This is a genomic window from Mesorhizobium sp. WSM4848 (assembly GCF_055811375.1).
Window position 1 is genome coordinate 56969 of record NZ_JBVVPX010000008.1, and the last position, 26268, is coordinate 83236.

The following is a 26268-nucleotide window of genomic DNA, read 5'->3' on the forward strand; positions in this document are numbered from 1 at the left end:
GGTTCAGATAAGTTACACTTCCTTAGACGGTTCAGCGACGCTTTGGCGCGGAAAAAAGCCGTAGCGCCCCTTTGAAGGCTGCTTGGAGAAGAAGTGCGTCGCTATGTTTGGCCGGATCGCCTCGTCTGGGTCCTCGTTCTCTAGAACGATTATTTGCAGATCACCCGCGCGCGCTGCGAGATCGCTGTAGAAAGCCTGTTTTATCGCGACTTTCTGATCAGAGGAAAGTTCTACATCTTCGTTGTCGGCCTCTCTGAACGTTACCAACGGCGAATCAAGCACAACAAAACCTATGGGAGACTTATCCAACGCTGCGATAGCTGTTTGCAGTCCAATAGTGAACGCAGCGTACGTTAGGGCTCGTAAGCCCTTTCCTTGCTCTCCCCTTCGGCGGTTGCCGAGCACCATGTCCTGATTTCGCTCATCGAAGTAGACAGGCTTCTCGTGTGGGAACTACACCCTCTCGCAACACACCCATGTGCTGACATTCTCTTTTTACCTGCTTGAGCCGAATGGGAGGGGTACGAGTATTATGAACGAAGTCGATCTGGGATACCTCACGATTTTCCTTGAGGTAGCAACCCAAATGTTGGCCCGCTGCACCGACCAAATGGTGGAAATGTTCCCGTACAAGGCTGAGGCACGCAAGGGACTAGATTCAAAGTTCTCACCAGGCCCGAGGCGCAACCTGCCGAAGCATGTGAAGCGTGCTGGTCGGTAACAAATATTTCATCTGCCGGCTGAGAAAGGCATCAACATGTCAGACAACATTCTTCCCCAGCAGAAGGCCCCCAAGCTGATAGTCGTCACCGCCTTCGATCGCGATGAGACCGGCGACCTTCAGCCCGTCTTTGGGCCTGCCGAGCAGCAGACGGAAGAGCGGGCGATAAGAACCGCGAAGGGTTTGGCGGGGAAACATGCTGGGGTCATTGCGTGGTCTCGCGATGCCAACCCTTCGCTTGGTGAATACGGCGAGCCCACGACGCTCTTTGTGGGCGGTGACGTGCCGGACATGCAGTGAACTCGCCCAAGCACTCTGCTGTTCGAGCCGCCGATTAACTCCCGCGTGACATCGTCATGGTCATCATGGGGAGTTTCTCATGATACTCGACGGCGGCAGCTCCCCTTTCAACAACGAATGGCAATACGAAGCCCTTGAAACGCATTGCAGCTTCGAAGATCGGATCAAAATTGAATGACCTATCCTCCGCCGTAAGGCAGACTTTGCTGACCCATGCATTGTTCCACGTGTCGTAGACACAGCCTGTAAAGGTGGTGTTGCCGATTACCGCGCCGAACATCACCAAGTGCGACATCTGGTCATCAAGGTTGTCCACCCAAGCAAGAGAGCCCCAGACAGGAAACGTATTCGGCGGGTCCTTCGAAAGCTCGCCGCTAAGATGCTGCATATAGTGGCGGAAGGTCTCTGAAAGCTGAGTGGCTGTGAGAAAGGCCCTCATTTCTGGGTGCTTCTGGTTAAGCGAGGGCACTGCTAGCGCGATCGATCTGATCCTGTGAAGGGTGTCCACAAAACCCCAGCAGTGAGCCAATGCCGGGACAACGTTCGAGCTTCCGCTCGGAATTTTCGAGCAGATCGAGTGTAGGTCTCGGTAATAGAAATCCAACAGTTCAAATGAGTAATGTAGGCCGTCAAGGCAACGAATGGTTCGTACCTGCAGCGGTGTCAGCTTTGGTGCCTCCGTCATACGGGCAAACCGAGCGTGTGATGCCAGCCGTTGATGACGTTCTGGCATACGACGGCAAGCGAGCGGTCGCCGCCTTCGGTCTCGACAACAACCATCATGTCTCCGCCTCGCGCTTCTTCGTTGTAGGTCATGACACGACCGGGCGAAATTAGCAGCACTCTGTTGTCTCCGGCCAAGAGCAGTTTGGTCTTGTTTAGAAAGCCATGTTTGACCGCATTCACCACGTCACCAAGCAGTTCGTGGTCTTCAACGCGACTGTCGTTGTGGTTCGTCCTTGCGGCCTTCTCGATATGCGCCCTTACTTGAGCGAGACTATCACCGCCAAATTGTTTCCGAGCCCAAGCGACCTCATGGAAATGGTAGATGAAGAACGCCGCAGTGATCCCGTTGCGCATAACATTGAATCCATCGGGCTCTTCGGTGAGACGCTCCTCAGCCTTAAGCAACTCACCGAATGGAACCAACACGAGTTGCTGCCAATGCATGCTAACATCGTAGCCAGCCACGTCCTGCCCTCCTTTCAATCATGCAGCACTATAAGGGAACTCTGGGGCCAAATGTTTAGTAGAAATTTCTGAGCGGGTGATTGGATAACTGGCTCGCGCGAAGACCCCCCGTGCCCCCTTTAGTTCCACCACACAGGCCCGAGCGGGACGACCGTCAGACGCGAGAGCCTGCCCGGTGGGAGATGTTTGGATGTCAGCCTGCCAGCGCCGGATAAGCAAGATGCACTTGCATAACAGTTGGCTGCCTCTAACACAGCGTCTCGCATGCCCTTCCGTCGCCATCGCGGTCCAGCCTGCCACCCCACGGACAATTGCTGAGATACCACTGCGCTTCATCGCATGAGCTGATTCGCGAGCAAGTCCGCCGCGGCTGGCACGAGTAACTTTGCACTACCTGTCGGCTGATGATGCCGAGAGGCTGGCTGACGGCCGGTCGGGCATGGTCCGCTTGCTCAGCGCGCCAATCCCATGGCGCCTCGAACTCGCCAGCCCAAAGACCGACCTTCGCCGCCTTGGCCTTCGCCTGCTGCCCTGCATAGCCGCCTTGGCTGTAACGGGGCCAGTCGAGCGCCTGGCCGTTCTCCACCAGCCACGAGGCAACGCTTTTCCCGTCGGCCCGCGAGCAGTCGGCAACAAAGCGGCCGTAGCTGTCCCAAGCGACAAAAGTGCACCGGACCGGCCTCGAGGCTGCCAGGAAGGTGTCAAGGGCGGCGGCGGACTTCGCACCGCACTGGTAGCGGAAGCCTTTGGCGTCATCGCACTGTTGCGCGGCCTCCGGGGCGTCGATTCCACTGAAACGAATACGCTGTCCGCGGAATTCGATCGTGTCGCCGTCGATTACTGAAGCAACACCCGCTATCGGAGCGGGAGCCGGACCGACCCATTTCGACACGGCTTCTTGAAAACTGTCGATGTGCTGCAGGAAGTACGATGTCGCCAATGCGGTCAATGCTGCGATGGTCACATACACCAGCCGCATCGGCACGCCCGAGAGCCGTCGCGCACCATACCGCCTTAAGCCAGCGCGCTTCCTCCACTGGCCAGACCGATTACTATATCGAGATTTGTCCAAGTCCCCGCTCCCTCGGGAACAATGCGTTCTTTGCTCCGGAGAGTCCAGTGGGCGGCCTTCACGGTCGCGCGAACAGGTCCGTGGCAAGAGCGTTCGGCTTCGTGGTCATGAAGCCATTGACCTCGTGGTCGCCGGGACCACCTTCCTGGGCCTTGCCTCAAAAAGGAACGCGACGGCCCACCCGATCGTTGACGTCTTTTGGTCGAGCCGCCGTCATGCCATCCACCCCGATACGCAAAACGGAATACGATCCGGACAGCAGAATCCTCTCGGTGTGGTTGGCCGCCAGCGGCAAACGGTAGGAGTTTGAGGACGTGCCGCCGGAGATCTTCGCCGCGTTCAAAGCCGCCTTTGCCAAGGGCCGCTTCTTCAACGAACACATCCGCAATCACTTCCGCTACCGTCTGGTTGGAGCCGCGGTCGACTGAGCAGCATCAGCGGACGATCTCTCTTTTGGCAGGGATGCGGCTCAGTCGTCGCGGCCGTCCGGCCAGCCTTTGCGAGGGCAAGGTCGGACATCGGAACGAAAGGCGGATTCGCGAATTCCTACTGCTAGACAATCGGAATCGTCGCCCATGAGGCTCGCGACCCTCCACCTTGAAACTGCGAGATACGGCGATGTATATCGCGCGGAAAGGCTCGCGCGGTTGAGGCAGGAAATGATCCGGCACATCAAGCGCACTGACGCCTCGGCTCAAAAAGTCGAGCAAGCGCTGGCTAGTCTGGCCGAAGCAAACGCGCCCATGCACCGGCTCGCGCGGCATCAGTAGGGCCGCGCATATGTGCGCTCACGCCCGACGACGTAAGGAACGAGGCTGCTGCCAAGGAGGAGGGGCTGCTACGCTCCTCTACCTAGCACTCGATACTTCCAACCGCCGGTTGGTAGACGCGTCCTGACGGCGTGCATAGGTTTTCGGTTCACCGGGCACACTACCCCCGCCCACACCCCTGTGCCTGGTGAACGACTGAGAAGTCTCGCCCGCGGTGCCGAAAGGTGCGGCGGGCTTTTTTGTTGTCCGAGATGTCCTGAATCGTATTATTTGCGCAGAATGTTTTAGCCGAAGGGGGTGGTATGCCGATTTATCGAAAAGCTAAGGAAGCTGGCGTCTTCAGTACATCCGAAGTAGCTACGCTGGGCCGCGTGTTCGACCGGCTCAAGAGGGAGGGCGACTCCGAACATCTCCGTGAGGCTCTCGCGTCTCGGATCCTGGCAAATTATACGGCCGGTATCACTAACGAGGACGAACTTGTCTCAGCGTCAAAGCTGCCGTTGGGTCGGTAGGCGCAACGCAAATAGGTCCTGCTTTCACCGCCTTTTTCGAGCGGAGGCCATCGATCCCGCGCGTAATGGGAACGCTGGCCGGCATGTTTCGTTTCCGCAGCCCTGCGGAATCACGTTCCGTTCACTCTGGCTAATATAAGTCTGGTGCCTAGAATCGAATAAGTGCGTAAAATTGTAAGTACCGGCGTCGGCCGGCTCGAGTTCATTCCGCCGATGATGCCTACCTTGGTAGCAAAGCCGCCCCAAGGCGATGACTGGATGCATGAAGCCAAATTCGACGGCTACCGCTCGCAGATCATCATCGACGCCGGCGGTGCGCGGATTTTCACCCGCCGCGGGCTCGACTGGACCTCCAAATACCGCGATCTGGTCGATGCAGCCAAAGGTCTCAACGTACAGAACGCCATCATCGACGGCGAAGTCATCGTCTTGAATGAGGCTGGCCTTTCGGATTTTGCCGCACTGCGCAAGGCCATCACCAGGCGCCAACATGAGCTCTATTTTGTCGCCTTCGATCTGCTGCATCTCAACGGCCATGACTTGCGCGACATGGCTCTTGAGGATCGGCGGGAAATCCTGGCCGGCCTTATAGGGTCTGACAGCCGCATCCAGTTCAGTGAGACGATGCCGGGCGAAGCCAACACGATCTATCATCTGATCGACGCGGCCGGCCTAGAGGGGATGGTATCAAAGCGTCGAGACAGCAAATATCGCAGCGGCCCAACTACCAATTGGTTGAAGACAAAATCCTTCACCGAAAGCGAGTTCGAATTGCTTGGCGTCGAACGTGAGCGGGGTAAGCCGGCATTCGCACTCATGGCAGAACCAGGCACCCGGAAATATGTTGGTAGCGCGTTTGTCAGCGTCAATCGCGAGATGCGGGAGCGGCTGTGGAAGCGCGTCCAGGAACATGCCGGGCCACCGCCCAAGGAAATGCCAAAGCGGCCGGCAACGCAATGGGTCAAGCCGGGCATCAAGGCCCGTGTGAAGCATTTAAGGGGCGAGGAAGACCTTCGGCACGCCACGCTGCAGGATTTTTGGGATGAAGGAATTTAATGCGCTCCGTCCGAGCGCCTAGCGTGAGGCAAGGGACGGGCGCTAGAATGGAGGCCCTATGAAACGCAAGCCCAGTAAATCCGGATTCAACAAACTTCTCGACGTCGACACCACACTCCTATCAGCCGAGCCTTTGATCGGACTCCTCGAACTGGAGACCGACACCGGCACGATCGAGTTGGCTATGAATAGGACCTTGGCCGAGCAACTTCTATTTGCCATCGTTGAATTTCTCCAGGCAGGCAAGGGAGATGATGCCCCAACATTTGCAGTCGAGCGTTCGCAATAGGGTCGCCTGCCTAGGCAGGGGGCAGCGCCGGCCCTGTCGAGTGCCACTGCACCCAGGGCGCGGGCCTCCCAGTCACTTCCTTCACTGTCTGGAGCAGCGTTTGGTTCAGCGCCACCAATGCCCTGTGATGATCGCAGCTAGGCGATATGAGTGGGCGGGTGATTGTTTTGTGAAGCTTTTCGGCATCCGCCAGAAAACGCTCGATGTCGGCTTCTGAAAGCTGCTTGAGGTGTTTGTGCCTGACCATGTTGGCTCTCCCTTTGAGTGGATCGCCGCAACCATTCTAGGGGAACATATTCCTACGCGCACAGCAAGGTGCGACGTGAGAATTTTCCCAAGGCTAGTTCTCTGCCTCAAGCGATTTTCGCGCCAACTGCCATTCATCCCACACGTTATCAGGATCAATGTCGTCGTAGCCCCGAGCTTCTATGACTGCCCGATAGCCATGCGCGGGCGTCGCGATGGACGGAGCCTGATCTCTGATTTGTAGGACTTCTCTTTCCGTTAGGGGCGCACCCTTTTCCCGTTCCGCAGATAGAAGAGTCGCTACCAATGCTGGGACCGGGACAATGAATAATTCTTCGGCCAAATCAGTCATCTGCTGTCGCTCCCGTCGCGCCACGGCCGGAGCTTCAAGTCTTCCCTGCGGCCGATCATCACGAACCTAGACGGGCCGGCCGCTTCTCATCATGGCACGGGCGTTCTTCCATGATTCCAGGCGTCATGACGACTAGCTCGCCGGTGATTGCCGACGGTGCTTCTATAAATCGTTGAACCGATGGCCGGCAACAACTGGCAAGAAGATATCGCGGCCCGCTGCGCCAGCGCAGTTGATGAGCGAGATCAGTCGTCTTCCATTTCAAGAGTCCGATACTCGCCGCTTTCGTTGTCGTAGACCTCGACTTCAACTGTCGATCCGTGTCGCCGGATACTTTCGACGGTTACGTCTCGATATTCGCCAGCACCACTATCAAATATTTCGATGTCCCTGCCCGTCCTGACAAGATTACCCTTGCCAATCTCAACAGACTCGCCAGTCGTCGTATCCGTCCCATCCCAAGCATATGCATCGGACGCGCCCAAAACGAGTCCGATTGCGAGCGCAAAACATTTGATCATAGTAAGCCGCCCTAATGGCAGTGATATTGGCCAGTTTTATGATTCGTATGGCAGCCGTTTGAGTCTGTTCCGCCGCCATGGCTGAACGCCGGGGCAACGCTATAGGCGCCAAAAAGAACACTAAGAAAAATCAGATATTTCATTCCGCCCTCCCAAGTAGATGGCTATTCGGCGCTCAATCATGGCGAGAGTCAAGAGATCACGGAAAGGCGGTCTGTGTGGCGGGCTCGTCGACGGTCATAGACGAGTTGCGCTCGATCGGTGCCGTAGGACTTCTGCGCTTGCTCGTGATCCATGCTTGCGACCTGGAGCGTTCATTCGATCAAATGGATTCAAGTTCCGCCAGGAATTCCGGCATGGCTTCGGATATTCGATTGTACGCAAGTTCGAACCAAGCCGAGCGAGCCAAGCAGCGCATTGGCGATCATGTCGACGGTGCTCTTTGTATCCCTCAATCCGCGTCCGAAATCTGTCAAATACCGTGGAGGGTCGGGCTTAGAATATAATCCGGCGACGCCGGACCAATTCGGATGTGCGATTTCACTCAGGCTCTCGTAGCTGGCACGCACCCCGGGTACGGCTTTGTCCATGCGGTCGATACAGCTCAGGATTTGCATGGCCTGTGGCCCATCCGGCCATTTACGTGAGCCCACGAGCAGCCGTATCAGCAGATCGTTCAGGTCTTGCGGTGAATGGGTATGCCGCGCATCGAGAATCTCCCAGAGTTTCCACACCAGGGCAGCATTCTCGGTGAGCGCTCGGGTCAAAAGGGCGGCAACGCTCAGGTCCTCGCGTCCAAGAGCATCGCATGCATTGCGCGCCAGCTCTTCGCTCCGCCAGATCAGCGCTTCGCGTGCGCACAGCAATTGGAATGGCGCTTTGGACCAAACCCCTAAAGCGGCAGCGTCGATACGAGCCGGCAGATTTTCGCGCAGCCTGTTGGCAAACTTGCGCGCTTCGACAAGCTCTGCAGAGACCATGTTTGGAGCGCCCTTCATTCTTCCTGCCCCATCTTATCTGAGTCCCGCCGATCGGCGAACTCCGGCCAAAGATCGGCCAAGTATCTCGCAATCTGAAAGCCAACTTCCTCGACTTAGAGAACGCCATCCGGCACTCGCTGAAGTCGTTCGGCACCCGCTTGGGCAAGGTCGGACGCGGGGCGTTCGAGCGGGCGGTGCGCCAAGCGGTGGCGGACGATCCGCTGCCGAGCGAACTGTTGGACGCGATGCTGGCGGTGCGCGACGCGGTAGAAACAGTATTGCCGGCTGCACGATCTCGTCGTGAAAATTGTCGGGCATAGTGAGCCGTGCCTGCGCTTCATGGCTATCACAGGTGTCGGTCCGGTGACGGCGCTTTCGCTCATGACTGCGATCGATGATCCGACGCGCTTCCGCCGCTCGCGTGACGTCGCGGCCTACTTCGCTGACGTCGCGGCGCTGGCAGTCGGGGATGGCCATGAAGCGCCGGCACGGCTCGCTGCGAGATGCAGCAAGAGACCTATCCCCATCAGCACGCCGGCAGCACCAGCCGGGCAGTCAGCGGCTCACCCAAAAGGGCAATCGCCAGAAATGCCCCGATAAACGGCGCGGGTGAATAATAAGCGCCGCTTCGATGCGAATGGTTGTTGCTCATCGAGCCGTCCCAAACGACATAGAAGGCGGCAATCTACACCCCACCTTTCCAGCGCAACAGCCGCATGGTGTTGGCTGTCACCAACACCGTCGCGCCTGTGTCGGCGAGAATGGCGGGCCACAGGCCGGTGATGCCGACTACGGTCGTCACCAGGGACACCGCCTTCAGCCCCAACGCCATGGTGATGTTCTGCTTGATGTTGGCCATGGTCGCCTGAGACAGTTTTATCATCGCCGCGACATCGCCGACGCGGCCATGCAGCACCGCCGCATCTGCCGTCTCCAGGGCGACATCGGTGCCGCCGCCCATGGCAATGCCGATGTCGGCCGCGGCGAGCGCCGGCGCATCATTGATGCCGTCGCCGACCTTAGCGACCGTCAGCCCCTGCCCTTTCAACTCGCCGACAATGCGCTGCTTGTCTTCGGGCAGCAGTTCCGAGCGCACCTCGATATCGAGGTGCTTGCCGATTGCTGCCGCCGTGCGCTGGTTGTCGCCAGTCAGCATGACAGTCCTGATGCCAACATCGGTCAGCGCCTTGAGGCCGGCCTGCGCGTCCGGCCGAGGCTCGTCGCGCATGGCGATGAAACCGGCCAGCACATCGTTGATCAGCAGCACCGACACCGACTTGCCCTGGTCGTTGAGTTCGGCGATGCGGGCCGCCTGCTCGGCTGGCAGCGCGACCTTCTCGCCTCCAGCGATCGGCGAGCCCAGGAAGACGCTCTTACCGCCAATGCGACCGACGACGCCCTTGCCGCCGAGCGCCTTGGCCTCCGCCGCCGGCGGCACCGGCACGCGATCGGCCTTGGCCTTTCGCAGGACAGCCAGGGCAAGCGGATGGCTCGATCCGGTTTCGAGTGCAGCGGCCAGCGACAGCACCTCTTTTTCGCTGATCCCGATGGCCACGACATCCGTCACCACGGGCTTGCCTTCAGTCAGCGTCCCGGTCTTGTCCAAAGCCACGGCGGTGATCTTGCCCAAGCCTTCCAGCACCGCGCCGCCTTTCATTAAAAGACCACGCCTGGCGCCGGCCGAGAGCGAGGCGGCGATTGCCGCCGGCACCGATATGACGAGCGCGCAGGGGCAGCCGATGAGCAGCAGCGCCAGGCCTTTGTAGATCCATTCGTTCCAGTCGGCGCCGAAGGCCAGCGGCGGGACGACGGCCACCAGAGCCCCCACGGCGACGACGGCGGGCGTATACCAGCGTGAGAAACGGTCGATGAAGCGTTCCGTCGGCGCCTTGCTTTCCTGGGCCTCCTCGACCAGCTTGACGATGCGGGCGATGGTGTTGTCGGACGCCGCAGCCGTGACGGTTATGCGCAACACGCCGTCGCCATTGATGGTGCCGGCGAATACGTCCGCGTCGACGCCCTTGCGCACCGGCACGCTTTCCCCCGACACCGGCGATTCATCGATGGCGCTTTCGCCCTCGATGATCTTGCCGTCGGCTGGAATGCGATCGCCCGGCCGCACCAGAATGACGGCGCCAACCCCAAGGGCTTCGGCCGGAACTTCGCGCGTGGCGCCATTCTCCTCCAGGAATGCCGTCTTGGGCACCAGCGTGGTCAGCGCCTGGATGCTGGAGCGCGCCTTGCCGGCGGCCACGCCTTCCAGCAACTCTCCGACGAGGAACAGGAAGACCACGGTGGCGGCTTCCTCGCCGGCACCGATGATGACGGCGCCGATCGCCGCGATGGTCATCAGCATTTCGATGGTGAAGGGAATGCCGGCGAGCGCGGCCATCACGGCTCGCCGTGCAATCGGCACCAGTCCGATCAGCATGGCGGCAATGAAAAGCCAGACGCCGGTGGCCGGCCAGACATAGTGAATCGCAAAAGCTGCGGCCAATGCGGCGCCGCTGGCGATGCTCAGCCGGCCTTTGGCGCTGTTCCACCACGGCCCCGTGGCCGGCGTGTGGTCGTGGCCATGCAAGCCCTCCACGTCGTCGTGGTCATCTTTGGCTGTGCCGGCATGGTCGCGGCCAGCATGGTCGTGGCCAGCGTGGTCATGGCCGCCTTTGGTGCCGTGCCCGACCGGCTTGGCAATCTGTCCGGCTTCGCTCGTGAGCTGAGCCACAGAATAGCCGAGGCCCGTCACCTTCTTTTCGATCGCGGCGAGGTCGCTTTCGGCAGTGTGCCTGACGGTCATGGTGGCGGCAGTGACCGAGACGTTCACATCCCGGACTCCATGCATGCGGCGCACCGCGCTATCGATTTTCGTCGCGCAGCCGGCACAATCCATGCCTTCAATGCGATAACGAGTTTGTGCGGCGGTTGCAGCCATCGTCTCACTCCTTGAACCATTCCAGCGGCACGCTACATTCTCTAGCGACTAGAGGAGCAAGCGAAAAATCATGCGCAGTGTCCCGATTGGCGAAGCGGCACGACAGAGCGGCGTGAAAGTGCCGACCATCCGCTACTATGAGCATATCGGCCTGCTGCCCGCGCCGAACCGCAGCGAGGGAAATCGACGGCACTATGAAACCAGCGATTTGCGCCGGCTGGCGTTTATTCGCCATTCACGCGAGTTGGGGTTCGGCATCGAAGCCATCCGCACCCTGCTGACGTTGCAGGATAATCCCAGCCAGCCCTGCGCCACGGCCGACACCATAGCCCAGGCGCGGCTGGCCGACGTCGTTCAGCGGATACGCAGCCTCACGGCATTGAAGGCCGAACTTGAACTCATGGTCGAAGGCTGCCGGCACGGAAAGGTCGGCGAATGCCGGGTGATTGAGGTGCTGGCCGATCACAGCCAATGCGAACACGCCCGGCACTGACTGGACCCGATCTCGAACGATCTAATCATTCGTGAGCCGGCCTTTCCGCCACCATCCAGGTCATGAGGCGCGACTGCACGGCGAGGTGATGATTTTGACCACGGCTAAGCCACGAGCTGAAGTGCGGCTTGCACCCGGCAATTGTCCGGAATCGGTAGCAGCGGCCCTCTATTCCTATGCATCGGCGCGTCACAAGGACGTGATTTGCTTTGCCCATGTAACAAACCAGATGGGCCAGACCGAAGGTGATTTTGAAAAAGGCGGAGCGGCACCGCCGATGCGTTGGCCGTATCGCTTCGGTCGCCCGAAATGCCATGAACATTGCCGACACTTGAAGATAAAAACACGCTGGGACCGCAACCGTTGCCCTGAAATTCTCAGCGAAATGCAGACGGACCCGTTTAAGTCGGACTTGGTGCCCAGGCTTTGCCCAGCGCGATCCTGAATTCATAGACCTTTTTGCTCAAAACTTCGCACGTGTCGCTGCGCGAGTAAGGTGGCAATAAATCTGTGCTGCGGTTTACCTGCGGTCATCCAGAATGTTCAGGGCGTAACGCGTGTGTCGCCGTTCGCCAGTTCTAATCATCGCGCCCTTGGAAACGAGGTCTTGCAGATCTCTTGTCGCCGTCGCGCGCGATGCTTGAGTGATGGCGATATAATTCTCGGCGCTGAGGCCTCCTTTGAGCCCGTCGATGCCTTCGCGGAACATTCGGGCGATGACCTTTTCCTGCCGCTCGTTGAACTGGTTTCGGTAGCGTTCGTAAAACTTGGCTTTAGCTACGGAGAATTCGACGCGGACCAGCGTTACGCGTTGCGCTTCAAGGATCGTGTTGGCAAAGTAGAGCAGCCAATTTGTTACCGCGTTGCTCTTATTGCTGGCCTGCAGGTTGTCGTAGTAGGCCTTGCGGTGGCGTTCGATCGTGTATGCCAAAGCGATGAGACTTGGTTCACCCAAGCTTTGAGCAAGCGCCTTTTCGCAGAGGGCACGGCCTATGCGGCCGTTGCCATCCTCAAATGGGTGGATGCTCTCGAAATAAAGGTGCGCGATACCGGCTCGCGTCAACGCCGGGAGCGGCGTCTTACCTTTAGGCGCGGTATCGTTGAACCAAGCGGTGAAAGCATCCATTTCGGCTTTGACCCGCGCTGAGGGAGGTGCCTCGAAATGCACTTTGGGCTTATCCAGCCGATTGGAAACGATCTGCATGACATCGGCATGCTGGCGGTAATTGCCAATGGTCTCAATACGCCGTTCCCCCGACATCACCATCTTGTGCCAAGCGTAGAGAGTGCGATGCGAGAGGGCATGGCCAAAATGTAAATGCACGTCGGCCATCATTTCCGCGATGCCGCGCTCGGCAGGCGGAATGCGCCTGTTCTCGCTGCCCAGCCCAAGTTGCTGGCGCAGGGATGATTGCAGATTCTCGCGGTTGAGGTATTCCCCTTCAATCGCGGATGTCTTCAAGGCCTCCTCACTGATAAGATCGATGCGTATCTGGTCGCGATCGTCAGAACCGACGTGCCGAAAGACACCCAGGAACTCACCCGATCGGAGCAGGAATTCGCTTTCCAGCGGTTCCAATTCTTCCTTATCGTAGGTAAAATGCGGCCAGTCAGCCTGCTCCCATTTCCATACCACGAGTTATAGCGTACCTTTCTATAACTCATAGTGCCTTCAATAATGAGCTATAGCAATCCTCTCTATGCCTCAGAAACCGGGGTTTTGCCCTGGTACGCACAAGTTCGCCCTCTCTCGCGAAACGAAATCGGGGCGATTTCTTAATCGGCAGGCCGGTCGCTCCAAGTATCCAGGGCCTCCACAAGCGTGCGCGCCCCTCCACCCACACAGCAAGCACTATATCGGCATCATGCGCGGGATCGGGAAGGTGATGATGCGCCGGAGAAATTCAACTCCGAAGGCGGAGCGCGCATTCCACGTCAGGTAACTCGAGCCATGATTTCAGATTGGATCGTCCTTGCGGTGTATAGCGAAGCGTCTAAGGACAGATTCCCAAATGCAAGTTGGCAAAGTAGATAATTAGCACCGGCCTCTTCGAGCTGATCAAGAAGAGCCTGTCGCGCGGAAGATGCCGTTCCCACCACGCACAATTCGCTTTCGATTGCTGCATCCAAGCTCAGCGGCAGATTTGGGGGCGTCTGGAGCGCATTGAGGTCGTAGAGGAACCTGAAGCTCTTGAGCCATCGTTCGTAAGCGGGTGCCGCGAGCGCATATGCATCTGTTTCCGATCGCGCGATCACGACCATGCGGAGCATTCCAAGAAATGGCCCTCGCTCGTCCGCGTCGGCACTGCGCACCCGGCAGGCTCGGAATGCATCTGTAATTCTGCGAACAGAAGAGGCAGGTCCAAGGCACGCGATATTGGCGCCATTTGAAGCGGCCCAGCTGGCCGACTCGGGTCTATTGGTGGCGATCCATGTCGGTGGATGGGGGCGCTGATAAGATCTCAGCGTCAAAGGGACGTCATTCAGCTCAAAATGGCGGCCGCGATAGGACAGCGTGTCGCCCTTCATCGCCTTGATAAGGATTTCGCTGGCTTCCGCATAGTGACCTGGCGCCGCCTCCGCAGCAATCCCGAAGTAACCCAGTTCGACTGGGAGAGAGCCGCGCCCTATACCCAGTTCGACCCTGCCACCACTCAACTGGTCCAGCATGCAGATCTCCTCGAACGCACGCAGCGGATGATAAAGGGCAAGGAGCATTACCATCGGGCCGACGCGGAGGTGCCGGGTGCGCTGGACGACGCTGGATAAGAACAGATTCGGCGATGGGCCCCTCCCGTGCGGAGTGCAGTGGTGCTCTGCCAGATGATATGCGTAGAAACCAAGGTGATCACACGCCTCTGCCAAACTCAGGCGATTGGCGTATTGTCGGGCAATCTCGCAGCCATCCTCGTCCAGGTGGTCGAATATGCCGAAGGTCAGGCCCAGGGGGAAGGCATTCTTCACGCGATTTCTCCAACTCTTTGCAACAGTTCGTGGCTCGCAATGATGCAAGCAAATTCAAATTATCGGTGCGCTTAATGGCCGGGGAACTATCGACTGGTTAAGGCAGAAGCAGCAGCCGCTGACGGCCGGCACAGCGGGATCGTTTTCTCCGCCCTTCCAGCTATCTCTCTGGCGGCCTCAAGGAATTCATCCATCTCGGTTTTTGTACCGATGCTGATGCGGATATAATTTTCCAGCCCTGCATCCGGAAAGAAGGCGACGAGTATCTTTTGCCTTTCCAAGGCTGCTTGCCACCATGAGCCTTCCTGCCCCGCTGGCACACGCGCTAGCAGGAAATTTGCGTGAGAAGGTATTACGGAAAATCCGAGTTTCGACAGTGCCACCGTCACCCGCTGTCTTTCATGCTTGATGTGCTTGTGGTTCTCGGCATAGGCGGCGCGGTGCCCAAGCACACTGATGCCAACCGCCTGACCGATCACATTCATGTTGAAGACGTTCTGGAGATCCCGCAGCCTGCCAATGACTTCGGGGTGGCCAAGTCCGAAACCGACGCGAATGCCGGCGGTGGCATAGCTTTTCGAGAATGTTCTCAAGATCAGGAGGTTTGGATAGCGATCGAGGAGATGCAGACCATTGTCCGGTGCAAAATCGACATAGGCCTCATCCAAGACAATCAGACGGTCTGATTGCGATACCAGGCGTTCAACATCGGCCACTGGAACAAACGTTCCGGTCGGATTGTTTGGGTTGGCCAGCAGAATGAACTTGGCATCTTTTGCCGGTCCCAAAAGCAAGTCTTCGACGGGCAAGGAATGATCTGCGCACCAACTGATTTCGAGAAATTGAGCACCCTGCAAACGGGCAAGTTTGCGGTTGAACGAAAACCCCGGCGACATCATCGCCATTCTGTCTCCTGGAACCAGGAAAGCTCTGTAGATAAGCCCGAGCAGTTCAGACGATCCGTTTCCGGCGATCACCTGATCCTTCGAGACGCCGTAGGCTTCCGACGCTGCTTGCCTCAAGCTGACGTTGTCGTCTTCTGGATATAGATATTGCCGTTCGAGAGCCGCCATCGCACTTTGCATTATGGCTTTCGGCAACGGAAACGGGTTCTCGTTCGTGTTTAGCTTGACGCAACAAGGATCCGGCGCCGGTTTGTCGGACAGCAGAACATCTAACTGTCCCGCTACTTGCGAAAGGGAAGAAAGCACAGTTTGCAGTTTTGCATCAGACATCAATTTTTCTCCGTTTCTGTCTCAGTGCGTTCGGCACGAGCTGGTGATCGAGACATAGGCTGGACCACCGATGATAGCGCTGCCGTCAGACCGCTCGTGGGGGGCGACCACCGCGGGGGCAGCGCGGCCTGTGCGATCGGATCGGAATTGGAGGAGCCCCGCATCACTCGTCTCAAGGCGCCGAGGCACGAATGCTTCATTGTCCCAGCTACTCGGCTCGGTGATCTGGTCAAAGACGCTTGATCTCGATGCCGTATTTCCTCAACACGTAGCCGATCTGGCGCGGCGTCAGTCCGAGCAGGCGCGCCGCCTTTGCCTGGACCCAGCCACATCTCTCCATGGCCTGGATGACACGTTCGGCATCGGCCATTCTCGCAGAGTGGACTACCCCGGCTGGGTCCAGCGGCGGCTGCCCTACGGTGTCCGACGGGGGTGCGACGGCGGCAGATCTACCGGCAGCAGCCGGCGGTATGGCCGGACTCAGTGGCAGCGGCCCGATCGGCGAGGGTTGCAGCGCGACTTTGCCAAGTCTGCAATTATGCAGCGCCTCGGCGAAGCATTTGTCTTGGCAGCATGCAAAGTCGTCTTTCCCGATTGATGGCCCCGCCGCCAGAACCGCTGTCCGATATACGCAGTTTTCCAGTTCGCGAATGTTGCCGGGAAAGTCACAGTTTACCAGTACTTCGATTGCGCTCGGATCGAACGTCAACATAAGGCCGTTCTCATCGTTGAAATTCCTGAGAAACTCAGCTGCAAGGAGCGGAATATCGCTGCGCCTTTCGCGTAGCGCCGGGACCAGCAAGGGAACAACACTGATGCGGTAGTAGAGGTCGGCACGGAACTCGTTTCTGGCAACGGCCTCTTCCAGGTTCTTGTTCGTAGCGGCAATGATGCGGACGTCGACTTTAATTGTCTGGTTGCCCCCGACGCGCTCAAACTCCTGCTCCTGCAGCACGCGTAAGAGCTTTGCCTGGAACGAGGCCGAAATCTCGCCGATCTCGTCTAGGAACAATGTCCCCTTGTCGGCGAGCTCAAAGCGCCCCTTGCGCGAGTTGAACGCACTTGTGAATGCACCCTTCTCATGGCCGAACAATTCGGATTCCAGCACAGTCTCGGGTAGCGCCGCGCAATTGAGCTTGATGAAGGGCCGCTTGGCGCGCGGGGACAACTCGTGGATAGCCTTGGCGACCAGCTCCTTCCCGGTACCGGATTCGCCTCGCAACAGAACCGCAATCTTGGCCTTGGCTACGAGCGCGACCTTCTCAAGCAGACCGCGCAACGCCAAACTGTCGCCAATCATCCCCTCCACGTGAGTGTTACGCTGCGGGGCTAGGCGCTTCTGCTTTGGCAGGGAGTCCTGCTTTGCCATTGGTTGCTCGCGGTCGCCCTCGAAAGAGCGATGCGACTTCACTGCCTGCCCTACCAGGTTGGCGATTAGCGGGAGCAGACAGAGGCTGTAATCGAGCCAAACTCTTGAGCCATGGCGCAGTACGTGGTCGATGGTCAGCGTGCCCACGACATTTGCATCGACGCGAATGGGAACGCCGATGAAGGACACTGGTATGTCGTCGGAAGCCGCGAGCACGTCCATGTCGGCGGCGGTGAAAGCCGGATGAACCGCGATGTTCTCGGTGGCCAGGGGCTTGTCCGTCGCCAAAACCTGGTCGATTGCATTCCGCGGAACGTACGTCCGGCAGCGCTCACTGCAGCTCTCGGTCCGGCCGGCGCCTGCGATGATTTCCAGTTCGCCATCACCGTCGAAAAGAGAGATGATGCCGTGCCTCATCTGCAGAAACGATCGCAGCAGGTCTACAACGTTGGCCAGTCTGACCTCGAGCCCGGAGGGGGCGGTGAGCGCTTTCGAAATTTCGTAGATGCCGGCAAGCGCGCTCGCGCGCGACGGCAGAATGGCGGGTTCCGAGTCATCCCTTTTGGTGTCGTGCAATGATGTGCAGCTTGACGAAGTCTGCTCAGCACTGTCTTCAGATTGGCGACCATTGTCCTGATCTGACATGTCATCCTCGATCTTGGGCCGCGACAGCAACGCCGCGCCATCTGGATCTGCGATGTCCCCCCGCGTAAACGCATCATCAGATGGCATCAGGGCCCGAGCCACCGATGGCCGGCACCAACAAGAATGTCTTCGCACGGCGAGCCGCAGCATGATTGGCGCACTTGCTTGCGGGTGGGAGCCGCTTACCGGAACGCTTGAGACGTTGATGCGGGTAGTCGTGATGTGTCGGCGGGAGGACGCCAGAGTTCCGCAGGCGACATACTGCCTTGCATAAGATCAAGTGTGGGTCACGGTTTTGGGCGTCGGTCAGGCCCTGACGAGGGGCAAGCCCGAAAGACGCCGGAGGCAAGGCTTGATGCATGGCTTGGCTATCCTTACTGAACTGAGGCGCGGTTCAGGCTTCCGGAGCGCAACCACACGTTGCCCTACAGAGCGGGAATGAGGATGGCTAGTCAACCGAGCTTTCCTCGCATTTCTGAAAGGAAAGCAGGAGGACATGATAGAATTCCATCAACTGAGATTTGCCGACGGATCGATCTCGAACGGCAGAGTTACCCCGGCGTGTTCACGGATGCCCGGCGCGGTGAGCGTACGGAGGTCGACGCCTCCGGGATGCTGTCGGCGTTAGGGCGGCTGCGTCGGACACTACGGCCCGAAGTGTCGTCGAGCGGCTTAAGTGTTCGCGCTATGAAGCATCTTCTGAGTCGCACCGATGCGCGCCAGGTCCGGTGAATCATTCGGTCTTTTCGACGACCCGTCGGGACGCCACGGCTGCAGAGGGAGCGCGGTAAGAGCCAGCTCGTGTAGGGAATCCTCCACTTCCGTGCCCGGCCGGGTCGCAAATGCGACAAAGAAGCGAGCGGACACAGCGGATGCCAGAGTTACCGGCTGGTGGCTGTCGGGCTAAAGCAATGGGTGCAAAGCTGGGCGTTAGTGCGGGATTTCGCCAGAGATGACGGAAACAGTGCGGAAACCCGCACAGCCCACCCTACTGAGTCTGCCTCACCGAGCGGAGGAATACGCGTATTCGGGCGCGGGTCTCCACTTGGCACGCCCCTTGCTGTTCGACATGCCAGCAGCGCGTGACCGGAGCGCCGCGATGGGAGAAGCGCGGGAGGGAGGAGGCCCGCCCCGATCCGGTCAGGGAGAGAAAAGCTGTTGGCTCCACCAATCCGAAGCGCGGGTCCTGCGCCCCGCAAGGCCTTCTACGCCCAGCTCTACATTCAGGTGCTTACCGCCATCGCCCTCGGTGTCGCAGTTGGCTATTTCTACCCGGACGTCGGCGAGAGCCTGAAGCCGCTCGGCGATGCCTTCATCAAGCTCGTCAAGATGATTATTGCGCCGGTGATCTTCCTAACTGTGACGACCGGCATTGCCGGCATGAATGACCTCAAGAAGGTCGGCCGGGTCGCCGGCAAGGCAATGATCTATTTCCTCACCTTCTCGAGCCTCGCATTGATTGTTGGTCTCATTGTCGCAAATGTCGTTCAGCCGGGTGCCGGCCTGAACATCGATCCGGCGTCGCTCGATGCTCAGGCCGTGAAGGGCTATGCCGCCAAGGTCCACGAGCAGTCGGTGACCGGCTTCCTGATGAACATCATTCCCTCGACGATCGTTAGTGCCTTCGCCGAAGGCGACATCATGCAGGTCCTGTTCTTCTCGGTGCTGTTCGGCATCGCTCTGGCGATGGTCGGCGACACGGGCAAGCCTGTGCTTTCTTTGCTTCAGGCGCTCCTCGCGCCGGTGTTCAAGCTGGTCGGCATTCTGATGAGGGCCGCGCCCGTCGGCGCTTTCGGCGCCATGGCCTTCACCATTGGCAAATATGGCATCGGTTCGGTGGCCAACCTCGCGATGCTGGTCGCGACGTTCTATTTCACCGCCTTCCTCTTCGTATTCGGGATTCTTGGCGCGGTCTGCCGATACAACGGCTTCTCGATCTTTTCTCTCGTGCGCTACATAAAGGAAGAGCTGCTGCTGGTCCTGGCAACGTCCTCCTCGGAGGCCGCGCTGCCCTCGCTCATCGCGAAGATGGAGAACGCCGGCGCGAAGCGTTCCGTCGTGGGTCTCGTCATCCCGACTGGATATTCCTTCAATCTGGACGGCACCAATATCTACATGACGCTCGCCGCCCTCTTCATCGCCCAGGCGACGAACACGCACTTGTCGATTCCCGATCAGATCTTCCTATTGCTTGTCGCGATGCTTTCCTCGAAAGGTGCCGCAGGTATAACAGGGGCCGGCTTTATCACCTTGGCTGCTACGCTCTCCGTAATACCAAGCGTTCCCGTTGCTGGGATGGCACTCATCCTTGGCGTGGACCGCTTCATGTCCGAATGCCGAGCGCTGACGAACGTAATCGGCAATGCGGTGGCCTCGCTGGTTGTCGCCCGCTGGGAAGGCGAGCTGGACGAAACGCGCATGAAAGCTGCCTTCTACGGGAGCTTGCCGAGAGATTAAACCGGCCGCCCGCGCCAGCAAGATTGCTGCAGCGCGACCAGCCAAGTCGCCGGCTCATCAGCCACCAAACAATCGGCTCGCTGGGTCTAAACAGCGCTTCGCGTGCCACAGATCAGAAGCATCAAATGCGGTGAGGACAAGAAATATGGACGCCCTATGGAAACGGACCGCGGACCGAGACGCGCCCGGGTGCGCCTGGAGCGCTGATCAATGTATAGGCCGTCGATCGGGGTGGATGCCGAAATCACTTTGCCGCCCCAATCCGTCGTCGGCATGCACCGGATGACGGAGCGCCAGCCGATCAAAATCGGAGCGACGGCAAAGCGCCCTACAATTGCCGATCTCGCCCGCGAAGCGGGGGTGAGCGTGGCAACGGTCGATCGGGTCCTGAACGCTCGCCTTCCGGTGCGGGAGGAGACCGCGCGTCGCGTCCACCACGCGGCCCACGCGATCGGCTATCATGCTGCGGGACTTATCAAACAGCGCATGGGAAAGGACCTGCCCCGCTACCGGCTGGGCTTCATCTTGAGGAAACCGGCCCAGCATTTCTACCAGGAGTTCGCGCGCGAGGTCGAAGCGTCGGTCAGTTCGGCCCACTGCTTCCACGGCATTCCGCTCATCGAATTCGCGCCGTCACATTTGCCTGGGGATCTGACGGCACTGCTTAAGGATCTTGGTAGCCGATGCCACGCGATCGCCATGGTGGCGCCAGATCACCCGAAGATCACGGCAGCAGTCGAGGAGCTCAAGGCGAAAGGCATCCCGGTCTTCTCGCTCCTTTCTGACTTCGCCGCTGGCGTGCGCGAGGGTTACATCGGTCTCAACAACCGCAGGGTCGGGCGGACGGCAGCTTGGATGTTCTCCAAGGCCGCTAAACGGCCTGGCAAGGTGGCGGTGTTTGTCGGCAGCCACCGTTTCCAGGGTCACGAGCTGCGGGAAAGCGGCTTTCGTTCTTTTTTCCGTGAGAACGAGCCAGCATTCGAGGTGCTCGATACGCTCGTGAACCTTGAGAAACGACAGATCACTTACGAGGCGCTGCTGGACCTTATGCAGCGGGAACCTGAGCTCGTCGGCTTCTACATGGCCGGCGGTGGCATGGAGGGCGCTATCTCAGCGCTCCGGGAAGAGGGCAAAGGTCAGGATCTCGTGGTGATCGTGAATGAAATCACGCCGGAGTCACGGGAGGCCCTCGCTGATGACATCATCACGATGGCGGTCGCCACGCCACTGCGCCGACTTTGCCAGGAGCTGATGCTGCTGATGGATCGCGCCATCAAGACCGGCACGGCGGAGACGCCGGGGCAGACATTTCTGCCGTTTGACATCTATCTGCCGGAAAACATCTGAAATGATGTGATCTATCGCCATGGCCGACATTCCTTTCATAAATGCCCGCGCGGTCCACTCCACTCGGGACGGTGTGCGCATTTCAAATGAAGTGTACGCTCTGCTCATTCAGATCGAGGCCGAAGCCGTGCTGGGGGATCTCCTCAATTCAATCACGTTAGATGAAGCTAAGCGTGAAGCTCTTACAAAGGAGCTTCGCCAGTTGTGGGAGCAGCGCTGAATTCGGCTGCATCCCTCACAAGCTGCTCGCGTGCGCCGATCGTTTGCTGGACGAAGCATAACGGGCCCACCAAAATGGCTCTTTCGCTTCATGCGGTGTTCCGAACAGGAGCGGTGCGTTGCCCAGAGTCGGCCCGCTCACTAATGGTCGGGCGACGCCGAGGCCGGTCGGGGGCAGTTTTGGCGCCGTTTTGCAGCAATGCTTGCTGATGGCTCAGCGAAGCCCCCCCGTGATCGCCTGGCTGCCGGAGAGGCAACCAGGCGATCGTCCTTCAGCATTCCCAAACCTGACCGTCGACATCAAGGCCATGATCGGTCTTGAGAACGCGCCATCGATCGAACGCGAAAAGCGGGTTGGCCGGCCTTCAGGAGGAGGCGAACACAAGTGAAGCGGCTTGAAGCTCGGCGTGAAAGGGGAAACAACTTTTCCGGACATATCGTGAGCGTGGCAAACTCGCTCCCAAGAGGTATAGCGGCCCTGTAAGGCTCGGCGACTTTATGCACTCCGCGGGCCACGAAAACGTCCTGCCCGGGGCAAGCCCGTATTGGCTTTCCCGATTGCGCACGACGCCGCTGCGTGGCTCCGCAAAATCCACTCGGTCAGTACCGGGACGACGTTCCGCCGCCGCGGTACTCGTGGAAGAAGGGTCGCCCCAGCAACGACTGCGGCGACGAGTAGCTTCGGTCAGGCTCCGTACTTCCTGTCATGCTCTGCCGCTGCCGGACGACGCTCGATGCGAGTTCGACTCGGCTCGTGCCCTCGCCTCTCCCCGCTCGCCAATTCTGCGCAGCTGTCCGTTCTTCGGCGCCAACCGATGTCGGTAATCAGCGGGCTAGCGCTCGGTAGCACCGTCCTTCGGAGGTATGCCGTCCTGCACTGCCAGCGCAGACTGGATCGCAGCTCTTGAGCAGTTCCTTTCAGTCGTATGCCAGCCGTCGCTCTACCATCGAAAACACAGCTTTTGCATGCTGCGGGAATCCACCACCTCCTCGGTCCCGAGATGGCATTGCCTACTTGCTCTTAGGGGCTCATAGGAACTGGTCTGTTCCGGGGTGTGCGTCGCCAGCAGGGCTTGCTCGGGTGGTCCGATGCATATAGCTCGGCTACAGAAGAAGCGGCCAGACCTTCATTCGTCGTCTGCCGCGACTTCCTGCATAATTCGTGTTCAACAAGGAAAGACCTATGAGGCGTCAGCCCCGAGCATTCACGGTGGAGATCAGACAGAAGCGCAGTTCTCAAAAACGGAGTCGTTCGATCTGGAGCGATGTCGATCTTACCGCAGCAATGGCCGAGACAACAAGGGAACTCGGGGAGATGGAGTTGCCAAATGGTCGCCCTGTTGACTCAAGTGTTGTAGCGCTTGATGCTGAACACATGCACAAACCGCGAGCGGAGTATCTCATGGCAAATCCCCTGGACGCAGAATCAGTAACAACTGCAACGCAACCGGCAGCCAAGGTAGAGGGACCTCAAAAGAAGAAAGCCCAACGGTCGCCGAGAGCGAAGGCTGAGCCTAGGCCGCCTGCTCGGAAGAAAGCGCCCAATGCGGCGTCTCAGGCGGAGGAAGCACCAGCAGCGACCGTGCGGACCGGACGTAAGATCTACTCTGAAGAGGAGCGCGCCCAGATGCTCGCCCTGATACAGAAGTCTATCAGCGGCGGCGCCACCCTGAAGAGCGCCGTAAAGCAGGCCGGCATTTCGGAACAGACCTACTACCAATGGAAGAAAGCTGCGCTGCCTGCATCGGTTGGTGACGATCTGAAGGACCTCGTCACGCTTGAGGAAGAAAACAAACGACTGAAGAGCCTGCTCGCGGAACGCCTGCGCAAAGAGAACGCGGAACTGAAGAGGAAGCTGGGGTTTTAATAACGCTGAATCGCAGATCGGAGCGCCAGAATTCTTGTCCCACGCGCTATCCGAGAGCGCATAGCTACGGGTCTGGCATCGGCACTTCTGGTCGGAGGAAGCGGTCGTCGGTGATCCCGGAGAGGCCGCCGAGGTGAAGCAGCAGCGGCGCGACCGCGGTCCTAGAAAAAGATCACCTCAGGACCACCTGCGGTTGGCTTCGCGCACTCGCCCTTTGTCCGCCGTCAGTTGCTCTTCGTCCGAAAATTCCGATAGTCCGCCGCCCTCAGCATCAGATCCAACCTTCGCCTTGCGGGCCCATCGAACTGCCGCGGCCGCCCAAGGCGGTCCAATGGCCAATCTTGACAATGGTGATCCGGCAAGCATCTGCATAAGCGGGACACAGGAGCGATCTCGAATGACTTCTCCGCTCAATTTCCCTACGCGCCTTAGACCGGCACTCGCGCCAGTAGCCCGTGTCGGATGAGATCGATGCTGGCGGCAAATGCGCCTGCAGAGTCATTCAATGCGTGGACTTCCTCGACGAGCTCAAGAGAAAAGGGACCCGTATAGCCGCCATCAAGTAGCGCCCGGATCTGGCTGCAATTGTCGGAACCTCCCAGGAGGCGATCCGGGTGAACCCACAAGGTTGGATCGTTTATGCCTGAAATGTGCACGAGACCGGTCAGATCGCAGAAGAAGGACGTCTCGCCGGCGAGTGTGTGGTGGAATGTATCGTGCACAAGCCGGAAGACGGACTGGCCATCAACCCAGGCAATAGCGTTAGCCGCTTCGTTCTTCGACCGAAGCGAGGAGGTCTGGAAGCCAAGCGGTTCGATGAGCCCAATCAGACCCCGCGACTGAAGTATCGGCTTGAGCGCCTTCAAGGCGACGCGGAGATTGCCATTGCGCTCGCCATTGGCGGACCACGAACCGTCGTTCACCGGCACCAGCATAAGCGCCTGGGCGCCACAGGCGGCCGCATAATCGGCGAGCTTGCTGGCCTCGGCCTTGCGGGCGGGAGTCCATTCGTTGAACCGCTGTAGGGCGTTGACTGAGATGATCGTGACGCCCGCTTCGGCAGCGGCAGACCGAACATCCGCCGGCGGCTTGCCGCGCACAACAGCCTTACTGCAGGGATTATTCCGGATTTGCACGTCGGTCAGACCGAGATCGCGGGCGAGCGCGAAGAACGTCCTGACGTCAAGCCCGGGCGTCGCCATGTGGTCGAGTGCAAACCGAAGTGGCGCCTGGCGCACGCAGTGGCTTTCCTTCATGAAGGCGGCCGCCATTCTCGGCTGACTGGCTTCTGCCGTTTGTTGATTTACGAGCCCGAGATGATCGGCATATGGAGGCGAGTCAATCGAACTGACCCGCTCTTTATTCACACGATTGTGCTTCATTGTGAGCCGACTTTCACGCAACGCATACTACCGCGCCTCTTGAGAACATTGATCTGCTAGGCGAAATGACCGAAGATCGATCGAGGCTATCCAGCTGCTTCCGCAGAGTAGGCGCCAACCCGGAAAGATGCTGAACCGATCCGGAGCCAAACTGATGTGGCTAGCTGCGAAATCGATATCATCATCTCGGAAGGCTGGAGGGGGTGTACATCGGGGGAACTCCTGTGTGCGTTGCAGGTCAGATACTTGCAATCTGGCCCTCTGGAAACAGCCAGTTCGTTGCAATTGAAGCCGTCCAGTTGGTGAAGTGGCATGGCGGGGATCATCGGGCTAACAATTTGGCGGTCCAACAATGAGGCCTCCGGCTTCTGCGCCCCCGACATCTCTTGGCTTCGCCCAACCGTCCGTGGCTCCGCCGTCGCCAGCGTACCGCTACCGATCGAGTTGCCGGGCGATAAAGATAGAATCAGGGGAAGCCTTTCTGGCGGCCCTGATAGGGTGCTGTTGAAGACACCTACCCGGAGATGGCGCATCTCGTGCGGCTCGTTCAAGGGAGGAGGAGCGGCCAGTGCATTATGGCCCACGGTCACAACGAGCGCATGCTGCTGCCGATCGAGCGTGGCACGGCGCACGGTGCCGTGATGCCATGCTGTCGGCCGGCCGGCTTAGCCGACTGCGCTACGCATGTAGGTCGGGCGGCAGCAGGGCGTCGCTGCGGTGGCTGGCTGTTCCCGGGGAGAGCACGCGATTACCCGACGCTGCAGATCCATCGGATTGTCGCCGAGACTGCAAAAGCGCCAACCCCGTAAAGGGGCCCGGCCGGCACACGCTGCGTCACAGCTTCGCCACGCCTGGAGGCCGGCGCCGAAGTCGGAGTTACCCGGGTCCTGCTGGGGGTCGACCCGCAGATATGCTGCAGGCCAGTCAGCTCGAGAACTTAGCCTTTTCGAGGAGGCGGAGAGCTCGCCCGACGGGTGGGCGTGCGGCGACTCGAGCGAGATCGCCGATATGCTCCGTGCTGCCCGGCCTGCCTATCAGGTCGCGCATGCAGGCCAGCTCAGCCTCGGCAGCTCAAGGTCATTTCGGCGTTCGAGCACTGCCGCACGGCAGGCGTACGCGGCCAACGGCGGATCGGGCACAACTGCCTTGGTCGTCACACACGTCGATGAGGTAGGCGGAAATGAATCGTCATCCGCATCCCCCTCGGCGGAGAGCGAGTCTCCCCAAACATGGCAGATGTCTCGCAACCGCTTCGATCCGAAGCAATCCGGCTTTCGCGACGAGATGTTATGCTGGCTCGGAGTGCCAGGATTGAAGCTCGCCCGGGAGCGTCTGACGTCGAGATTGA

Annotated in this window: 26 protein-coding genes and 2 pseudogenes; 12 read left to right on the top strand and 16 right to left on the bottom strand. The window is 59.2% G+C overall.

All coding sequences use genetic code 11. From position 1 onward, the window contains the following. Window positions 1-12 precede the first annotated feature (12 nt). Window positions 13-408, bottom strand: coding sequence for a hypothetical protein (locus AC0L16_RS10420; RefSeq protein ID WP_473620623.1), 396 nt, complete (start codon window positions 406-408; stop codon window positions 13-15). 349 nt (window positions 409-757) lie between these two features. Here AC0L16_RS10420 and AC0L16_RS10425 point away from each other — a divergent pair, with 349 nt between their 5' ends. Beyond that, window positions 758-1021 carry a hypothetical protein gene (locus AC0L16_RS10425; protein WP_473620624.1) on the top strand — a complete coding sequence of 88 codons (264 nt, stop codon included), beginning with the start codon at window positions 758-760 and terminating at the stop codon, window positions 1019-1021. A gap of 34 nt (window positions 1022-1055) precedes the next feature. Here the strand turns inward: AC0L16_RS10425 and AC0L16_RS10430 are convergent, their stop codons facing one another. The 3 genes from AC0L16_RS10430 to AC0L16_RS10440 form a co-directional block, all read right to left on the bottom strand. Further along, window positions 1056-1460 (bottom strand): hypothetical protein, encoded by a 405-nt coding sequence (locus AC0L16_RS10430; protein WP_473620625.1) that lies wholly within the window; start codon window positions 1458-1460, stop codon window positions 1056-1058. A gap of 242 nt (window positions 1461-1702) precedes the next feature. Next, window positions 1703-2212 carry a hypothetical protein gene (locus AC0L16_RS10435; protein ID WP_473620627.1) on the bottom strand — a complete coding sequence of 170 codons (510 nt, stop codon included), beginning with the start codon at window positions 2210-2212 and terminating at the stop codon, window positions 1703-1705. Between the two features lie 247 nt (window positions 2213-2459). Next, window positions 2460-3191 (bottom strand): thermonuclease family protein, encoded by a 732-nt coding sequence (locus tag AC0L16_RS10440; protein ID WP_473620687.1) that lies wholly within the window; start codon window positions 3189-3191, stop codon window positions 2460-2462. Window positions 3192-3598: 407 nt separating this feature from the next. Here AC0L16_RS10440 and AC0L16_RS10445 point away from each other — a divergent pair, with 407 nt between their 5' ends. The 3 genes from AC0L16_RS10445 to AC0L16_RS10455 all read left to right on the top strand — a co-directional run bounded on the left by AC0L16_RS10445 (window position 3599) and on the right by AC0L16_RS10455 (window position 5911). Further along, entirely contained in the window at window positions 3599-3712 is a 114-nt protein-coding gene (locus AC0L16_RS10445; protein ID WP_473620628.1) for a KTSC domain-containing protein, read from the top strand. Window positions 3713-4779: 1067 nt separating this feature from the next. After that, complete coding sequence (locus AC0L16_RS10450; RefSeq protein ID WP_473620689.1) at window positions 4780-5622, top strand: ATP-dependent DNA ligase; 843 nt, start codon at window positions 4780-4782, stop codon at window positions 5620-5622. 58 nt (window positions 5623-5680) lie between these two features. Continuing rightward, window positions 5681-5911, top strand: a complete 231-nt coding sequence (locus tag AC0L16_RS10455) for a hypothetical protein (RefSeq protein WP_473496091.1) — start codon at window positions 5681-5683, stop codon at window positions 5909-5911. Window positions 5912-5921: 10 nt separating this feature from the next. Here AC0L16_RS10455 and AC0L16_RS10460 read toward each other — a convergent pair whose 3' ends face one another. The 5 genes from AC0L16_RS10460 to AC0L16_RS10480 all read right to left on the bottom strand — a co-directional run bounded on the left by AC0L16_RS10460 (window position 5922) and on the right by AC0L16_RS10480 (window position 8028). After that, the gene (locus AC0L16_RS10460) at window positions 5922-6158 is read right to left on the bottom strand and encodes a hypothetical protein (RefSeq protein ID WP_473620629.1); all 237 of its coding nucleotides are present in this window, start codon (window positions 6156-6158) and stop codon (window positions 5922-5924) included. Window positions 6159-6251: 93 nt separating this feature from the next. After that, window positions 6252-6509, bottom strand: a complete 258-nt coding sequence (locus tag AC0L16_RS10465) for a hypothetical protein (protein ID WP_473620631.1) — start codon at window positions 6507-6509, stop codon at window positions 6252-6254. A gap of 245 nt (window positions 6510-6754) precedes the next feature. Then, the gene (locus AC0L16_RS10470) at window positions 6755-7030 is read right to left on the bottom strand and encodes a DUF5334 family protein (protein WP_254022756.1); all 276 of its coding nucleotides are present in this window, start codon (window positions 7028-7030) and stop codon (window positions 6755-6757) included. Between the two features lie 11 nt (window positions 7031-7041). After that, the gene (locus tag AC0L16_RS10475; protein ID WP_367185466.1) at window positions 7042-7173 is read right to left on the bottom strand and encodes a YHYH domain-containing protein; all 132 of its coding nucleotides are present in this window, start codon (window positions 7171-7173) and stop codon (window positions 7042-7044) included. Window positions 7174-7362: 189 nt separating this feature from the next. Further along, window positions 7363-8028 carry a hypothetical protein gene (locus tag AC0L16_RS10480; protein WP_473620632.1) on the bottom strand — a complete coding sequence of 222 codons (666 nt, stop codon included), beginning with the start codon at window positions 8026-8028 and terminating at the stop codon, window positions 7363-7365. Between the two features lie 68 nt (window positions 8029-8096). On the opposite strand from AC0L16_RS10480, the pseudogene AC0L16_RS10485 reads away from it, so the two are divergent. After that, a pseudogene (locus tag AC0L16_RS10485) lies at window positions 8097-8488 on the top strand (transposase); the annotation flags it as partial. A gap of 19 nt (window positions 8489-8507) precedes the next feature. On the opposite strand, the pseudogene AC0L16_RS10490 reads toward AC0L16_RS10485, so the two are convergent. Both AC0L16_RS10490 and AC0L16_RS10495 read right to left on the bottom strand, forming a co-directional pair. Continuing rightward, window positions 8508-8641, bottom strand: a pseudogene (locus tag AC0L16_RS10490) (EamA family transporter); the annotation flags it as partial. Between the two features lie 54 nt (window positions 8642-8695). Continuing rightward, the gene (locus tag AC0L16_RS10495) at window positions 8696-10942 is read right to left on the bottom strand and encodes a heavy metal translocating P-type ATPase (RefSeq protein ID WP_473620634.1); all 2247 of its coding nucleotides are present in this window, start codon (window positions 10940-10942) and stop codon (window positions 8696-8698) included. 70 nt (window positions 10943-11012) lie between these two features. Here AC0L16_RS10495 and AC0L16_RS10500 point away from each other — a divergent pair, with 70 nt between their 5' ends. Together AC0L16_RS10500 and AC0L16_RS10505 are read left to right on the top strand one after the other, a co-directional pair. Next, window positions 11013-11435: a MerR family transcriptional regulator gene (locus AC0L16_RS10500; protein WP_473533036.1), complete on the top strand. Its 423-nt coding sequence runs from the start codon at window positions 11013-11015 to the stop codon at window positions 11433-11435. Between the two features lie 88 nt (window positions 11436-11523). Further along, window positions 11524-11880: a hypothetical protein gene (locus AC0L16_RS10505; protein ID WP_473620635.1), complete on the top strand. Its 357-nt coding sequence runs from the start codon at window positions 11524-11526 to the stop codon at window positions 11878-11880. 75 nt (window positions 11881-11955) lie between these two features. On the opposite strand, the gene AC0L16_RS10510 is transcribed toward AC0L16_RS10505, so the two are convergent. The 4 genes from AC0L16_RS10510 to nifA form a co-directional block, all read right to left on the bottom strand. After that, window positions 11956-13071, bottom strand: a complete 1116-nt coding sequence (locus AC0L16_RS10510) for a Fic family protein (protein ID WP_473620637.1) — start codon at window positions 13069-13071, stop codon at window positions 11956-11958. A gap of 299 nt (window positions 13072-13370) precedes the next feature. Then, complete coding sequence (locus AC0L16_RS10515; RefSeq protein WP_473620638.1) at window positions 13371-14399, bottom strand: LLM class flavin-dependent oxidoreductase; 1029 nt, start codon at window positions 14397-14399, stop codon at window positions 13371-13373. An 86-nt stretch (window positions 14400-14485) separates the two neighbouring features. Next, window positions 14486-15634 (bottom strand): histidinol-phosphate transaminase, encoded by a 1149-nt coding sequence (gene hisC, locus AC0L16_RS10520; RefSeq protein ID WP_473620640.1) that lies wholly within the window; start codon window positions 15632-15634, stop codon window positions 14486-14488. A 229-nt stretch (window positions 15635-15863) separates the two neighbouring features. Then, on the bottom strand, window positions 15864-17648 hold the full coding sequence (nifA, locus tag AC0L16_RS10525; RefSeq protein ID WP_473620690.1) for a nif-specific transcriptional activator NifA: 1785 nt from the start codon (window positions 17646-17648) through the stop codon (window positions 15864-15866). A 1158-nt stretch (window positions 17649-18806) separates the two neighbouring features. On the opposite strand from nifA, the gene AC0L16_RS10530 reads away from it, so the two are divergent. From AC0L16_RS10530 to AC0L16_RS10550, 5 genes are all read left to right on the top strand, one after another. Further along, entirely contained in the window at window positions 18807-20105 is a 1299-nt protein-coding gene (locus AC0L16_RS10530; RefSeq protein ID WP_473620642.1) for a dicarboxylate/amino acid:cation symporter, read from the top strand. Window positions 20106-20387: 282 nt separating this feature from the next. Next, on the top strand, window positions 20388-21452 hold the full coding sequence (locus AC0L16_RS10535) for a LacI family DNA-binding transcriptional regulator (RefSeq protein WP_473524457.1): 1065 nt from the start codon (window positions 20388-20390) through the stop codon (window positions 21450-21452). Between the two features lie 19 nt (window positions 21453-21471). Then, complete coding sequence (locus tag AC0L16_RS10540; RefSeq protein ID WP_473524388.1) at window positions 21472-21672, top strand: hypothetical protein; 201 nt, start codon at window positions 21472-21474, stop codon at window positions 21670-21672. A gap of 229 nt (window positions 21673-21901) precedes the next feature. After that, window positions 21902-22060: a hypothetical protein gene (locus AC0L16_RS10545; protein WP_473524387.1), complete on the top strand. Its 159-nt coding sequence runs from the start codon at window positions 21902-21904 to the stop codon at window positions 22058-22060. Between the two features lie 794 nt (window positions 22061-22854). After that, on the top strand, window positions 22855-23538 hold the full coding sequence (locus AC0L16_RS10550; protein WP_473620643.1) for a transposase: 684 nt from the start codon (window positions 22855-22857) through the stop codon (window positions 23536-23538). A gap of 428 nt (window positions 23539-23966) precedes the next feature. On the opposite strand, the gene AC0L16_RS10555 is transcribed toward AC0L16_RS10550, so the two are convergent. Next, complete coding sequence (locus AC0L16_RS10555) at window positions 23967-24809, bottom strand: TIM barrel protein (protein ID WP_473524456.1); 843 nt, start codon at window positions 24807-24809, stop codon at window positions 23967-23969. Window positions 24810-26268 lie beyond the last annotated feature (1459 nt).

What these genes read in the sequence shown, in the direction of transcription:
- AC0L16_RS10465 (WP_473620631.1), bottom strand. Translation starts at nt 6,509, where the DNA reads ATGACTGATTTGGCCGAAGAATTATTCATTGTCCCGGTCCCAGCATTG.
- AC0L16_RS10450 (WP_473620689.1), top strand. Translation starts at nt 4,780, where the DNA reads ATGATGCCTACCTTGGTAGCAAAGCCGCCCCAAGGCGATGACTGGATG.
- AC0L16_RS10425 (WP_473620624.1), top strand. Translation starts at nt 758, where the DNA reads ATGTCAGACAACATTCTTCCCCAGCAGAAGGCCCCCAAGCTGATAGTC.
- hisC (WP_473620640.1), bottom strand. Translation starts at nt 15,634, where the DNA reads ATGTCTGATGCAAAACTGCAAACTGTGCTTTCTTCCCTTTCGCAAGTA.
- AC0L16_RS10455 (WP_473496091.1), top strand. Translation starts at nt 5,681, where the DNA reads ATGAAACGCAAGCCCAGTAAATCCGGATTCAACAAACTTCTCGACGTC.
- AC0L16_RS10535 (WP_473524457.1), top strand. Translation starts at nt 20,388, where the DNA reads ATGACGGAGCGCCAGCCGATCAAAATCGGAGCGACGGCAAAGCGCCCT.
- nifA (WP_473620690.1), bottom strand. Translation starts at nt 17,648, where the DNA reads ATGTCAGATCAGGACAATGGTCGCCAATCTGAAGACAGTGCTGAGCAG.
- AC0L16_RS10555 (WP_473524456.1), bottom strand. Translation starts at nt 24,809, where the DNA reads ATGGCGGCCGCCTTCATGAAGGAAAGCCACTGCGTGCGCCAGGCGCCA.
- AC0L16_RS10480 (WP_473620632.1), bottom strand. Translation starts at nt 8,028, where the DNA reads ATGAAGGGCGCTCCAAACATGGTCTCTGCAGAGCTTGTCGAAGCGCGC.
- AC0L16_RS10495 (WP_473620634.1), bottom strand. Translation starts at nt 10,942, where the DNA reads ATGGCTGCAACCGCCGCACAAACTCGTTATCGCATTGAAGGCATGGAT.
- AC0L16_RS10460 (WP_473620629.1), bottom strand. Translation starts at nt 6,158, where the DNA reads ATGGTCAGGCACAAACACCTCAAGCAGCTTTCAGAAGCCGACATCGAG.
- AC0L16_RS10540 (WP_473524388.1), top strand. Translation starts at nt 21,472, where the DNA reads ATGGCCGACATTCCTTTCATAAATGCCCGCGCGGTCCACTCCACTCGG.
- AC0L16_RS10440 (WP_473620687.1), bottom strand. Translation starts at nt 3,191, where the DNA reads ATGCGGCTGGTGTATGTGACCATCGCAGCATTGACCGCATTGGCGACA.
- AC0L16_RS10550 (WP_473620643.1), top strand. Translation starts at nt 22,855, where the DNA reads ATGAGGCGTCAGCCCCGAGCATTCACGGTGGAGATCAGACAGAAGCGC.
- AC0L16_RS10470 (WP_254022756.1), bottom strand. Translation starts at nt 7,030, where the DNA reads ATGATCAAATGTTTTGCGCTCGCAATCGGACTCGTTTTGGGCGCGTCC.
- AC0L16_RS10420 (WP_473620623.1), bottom strand. Translation starts at nt 408, where the DNA reads ATGGTGCTCGGCAACCGCCGAAGGGGAGAGCAAGGAAAGGGCTTACGA.
- AC0L16_RS10430 (WP_473620625.1), bottom strand. Translation starts at nt 1,460, where the DNA reads ATGAGGGCCTTTCTCACAGCCACTCAGCTTTCAGAGACCTTCCGCCAC.
- AC0L16_RS10500 (WP_473533036.1), top strand. Translation starts at nt 11,013, where the DNA reads ATGCGCAGTGTCCCGATTGGCGAAGCGGCACGACAGAGCGGCGTGAAA.
- AC0L16_RS10505 (WP_473620635.1), top strand. Translation starts at nt 11,524, where the DNA reads ATGATTTTGACCACGGCTAAGCCACGAGCTGAAGTGCGGCTTGCACCC.
- AC0L16_RS10475 (WP_367185466.1), bottom strand. Translation starts at nt 7,173, where the DNA reads ATGAAATATCTGATTTTTCTTAGTGTTCTTTTTGGCGCCTATAGCGTT.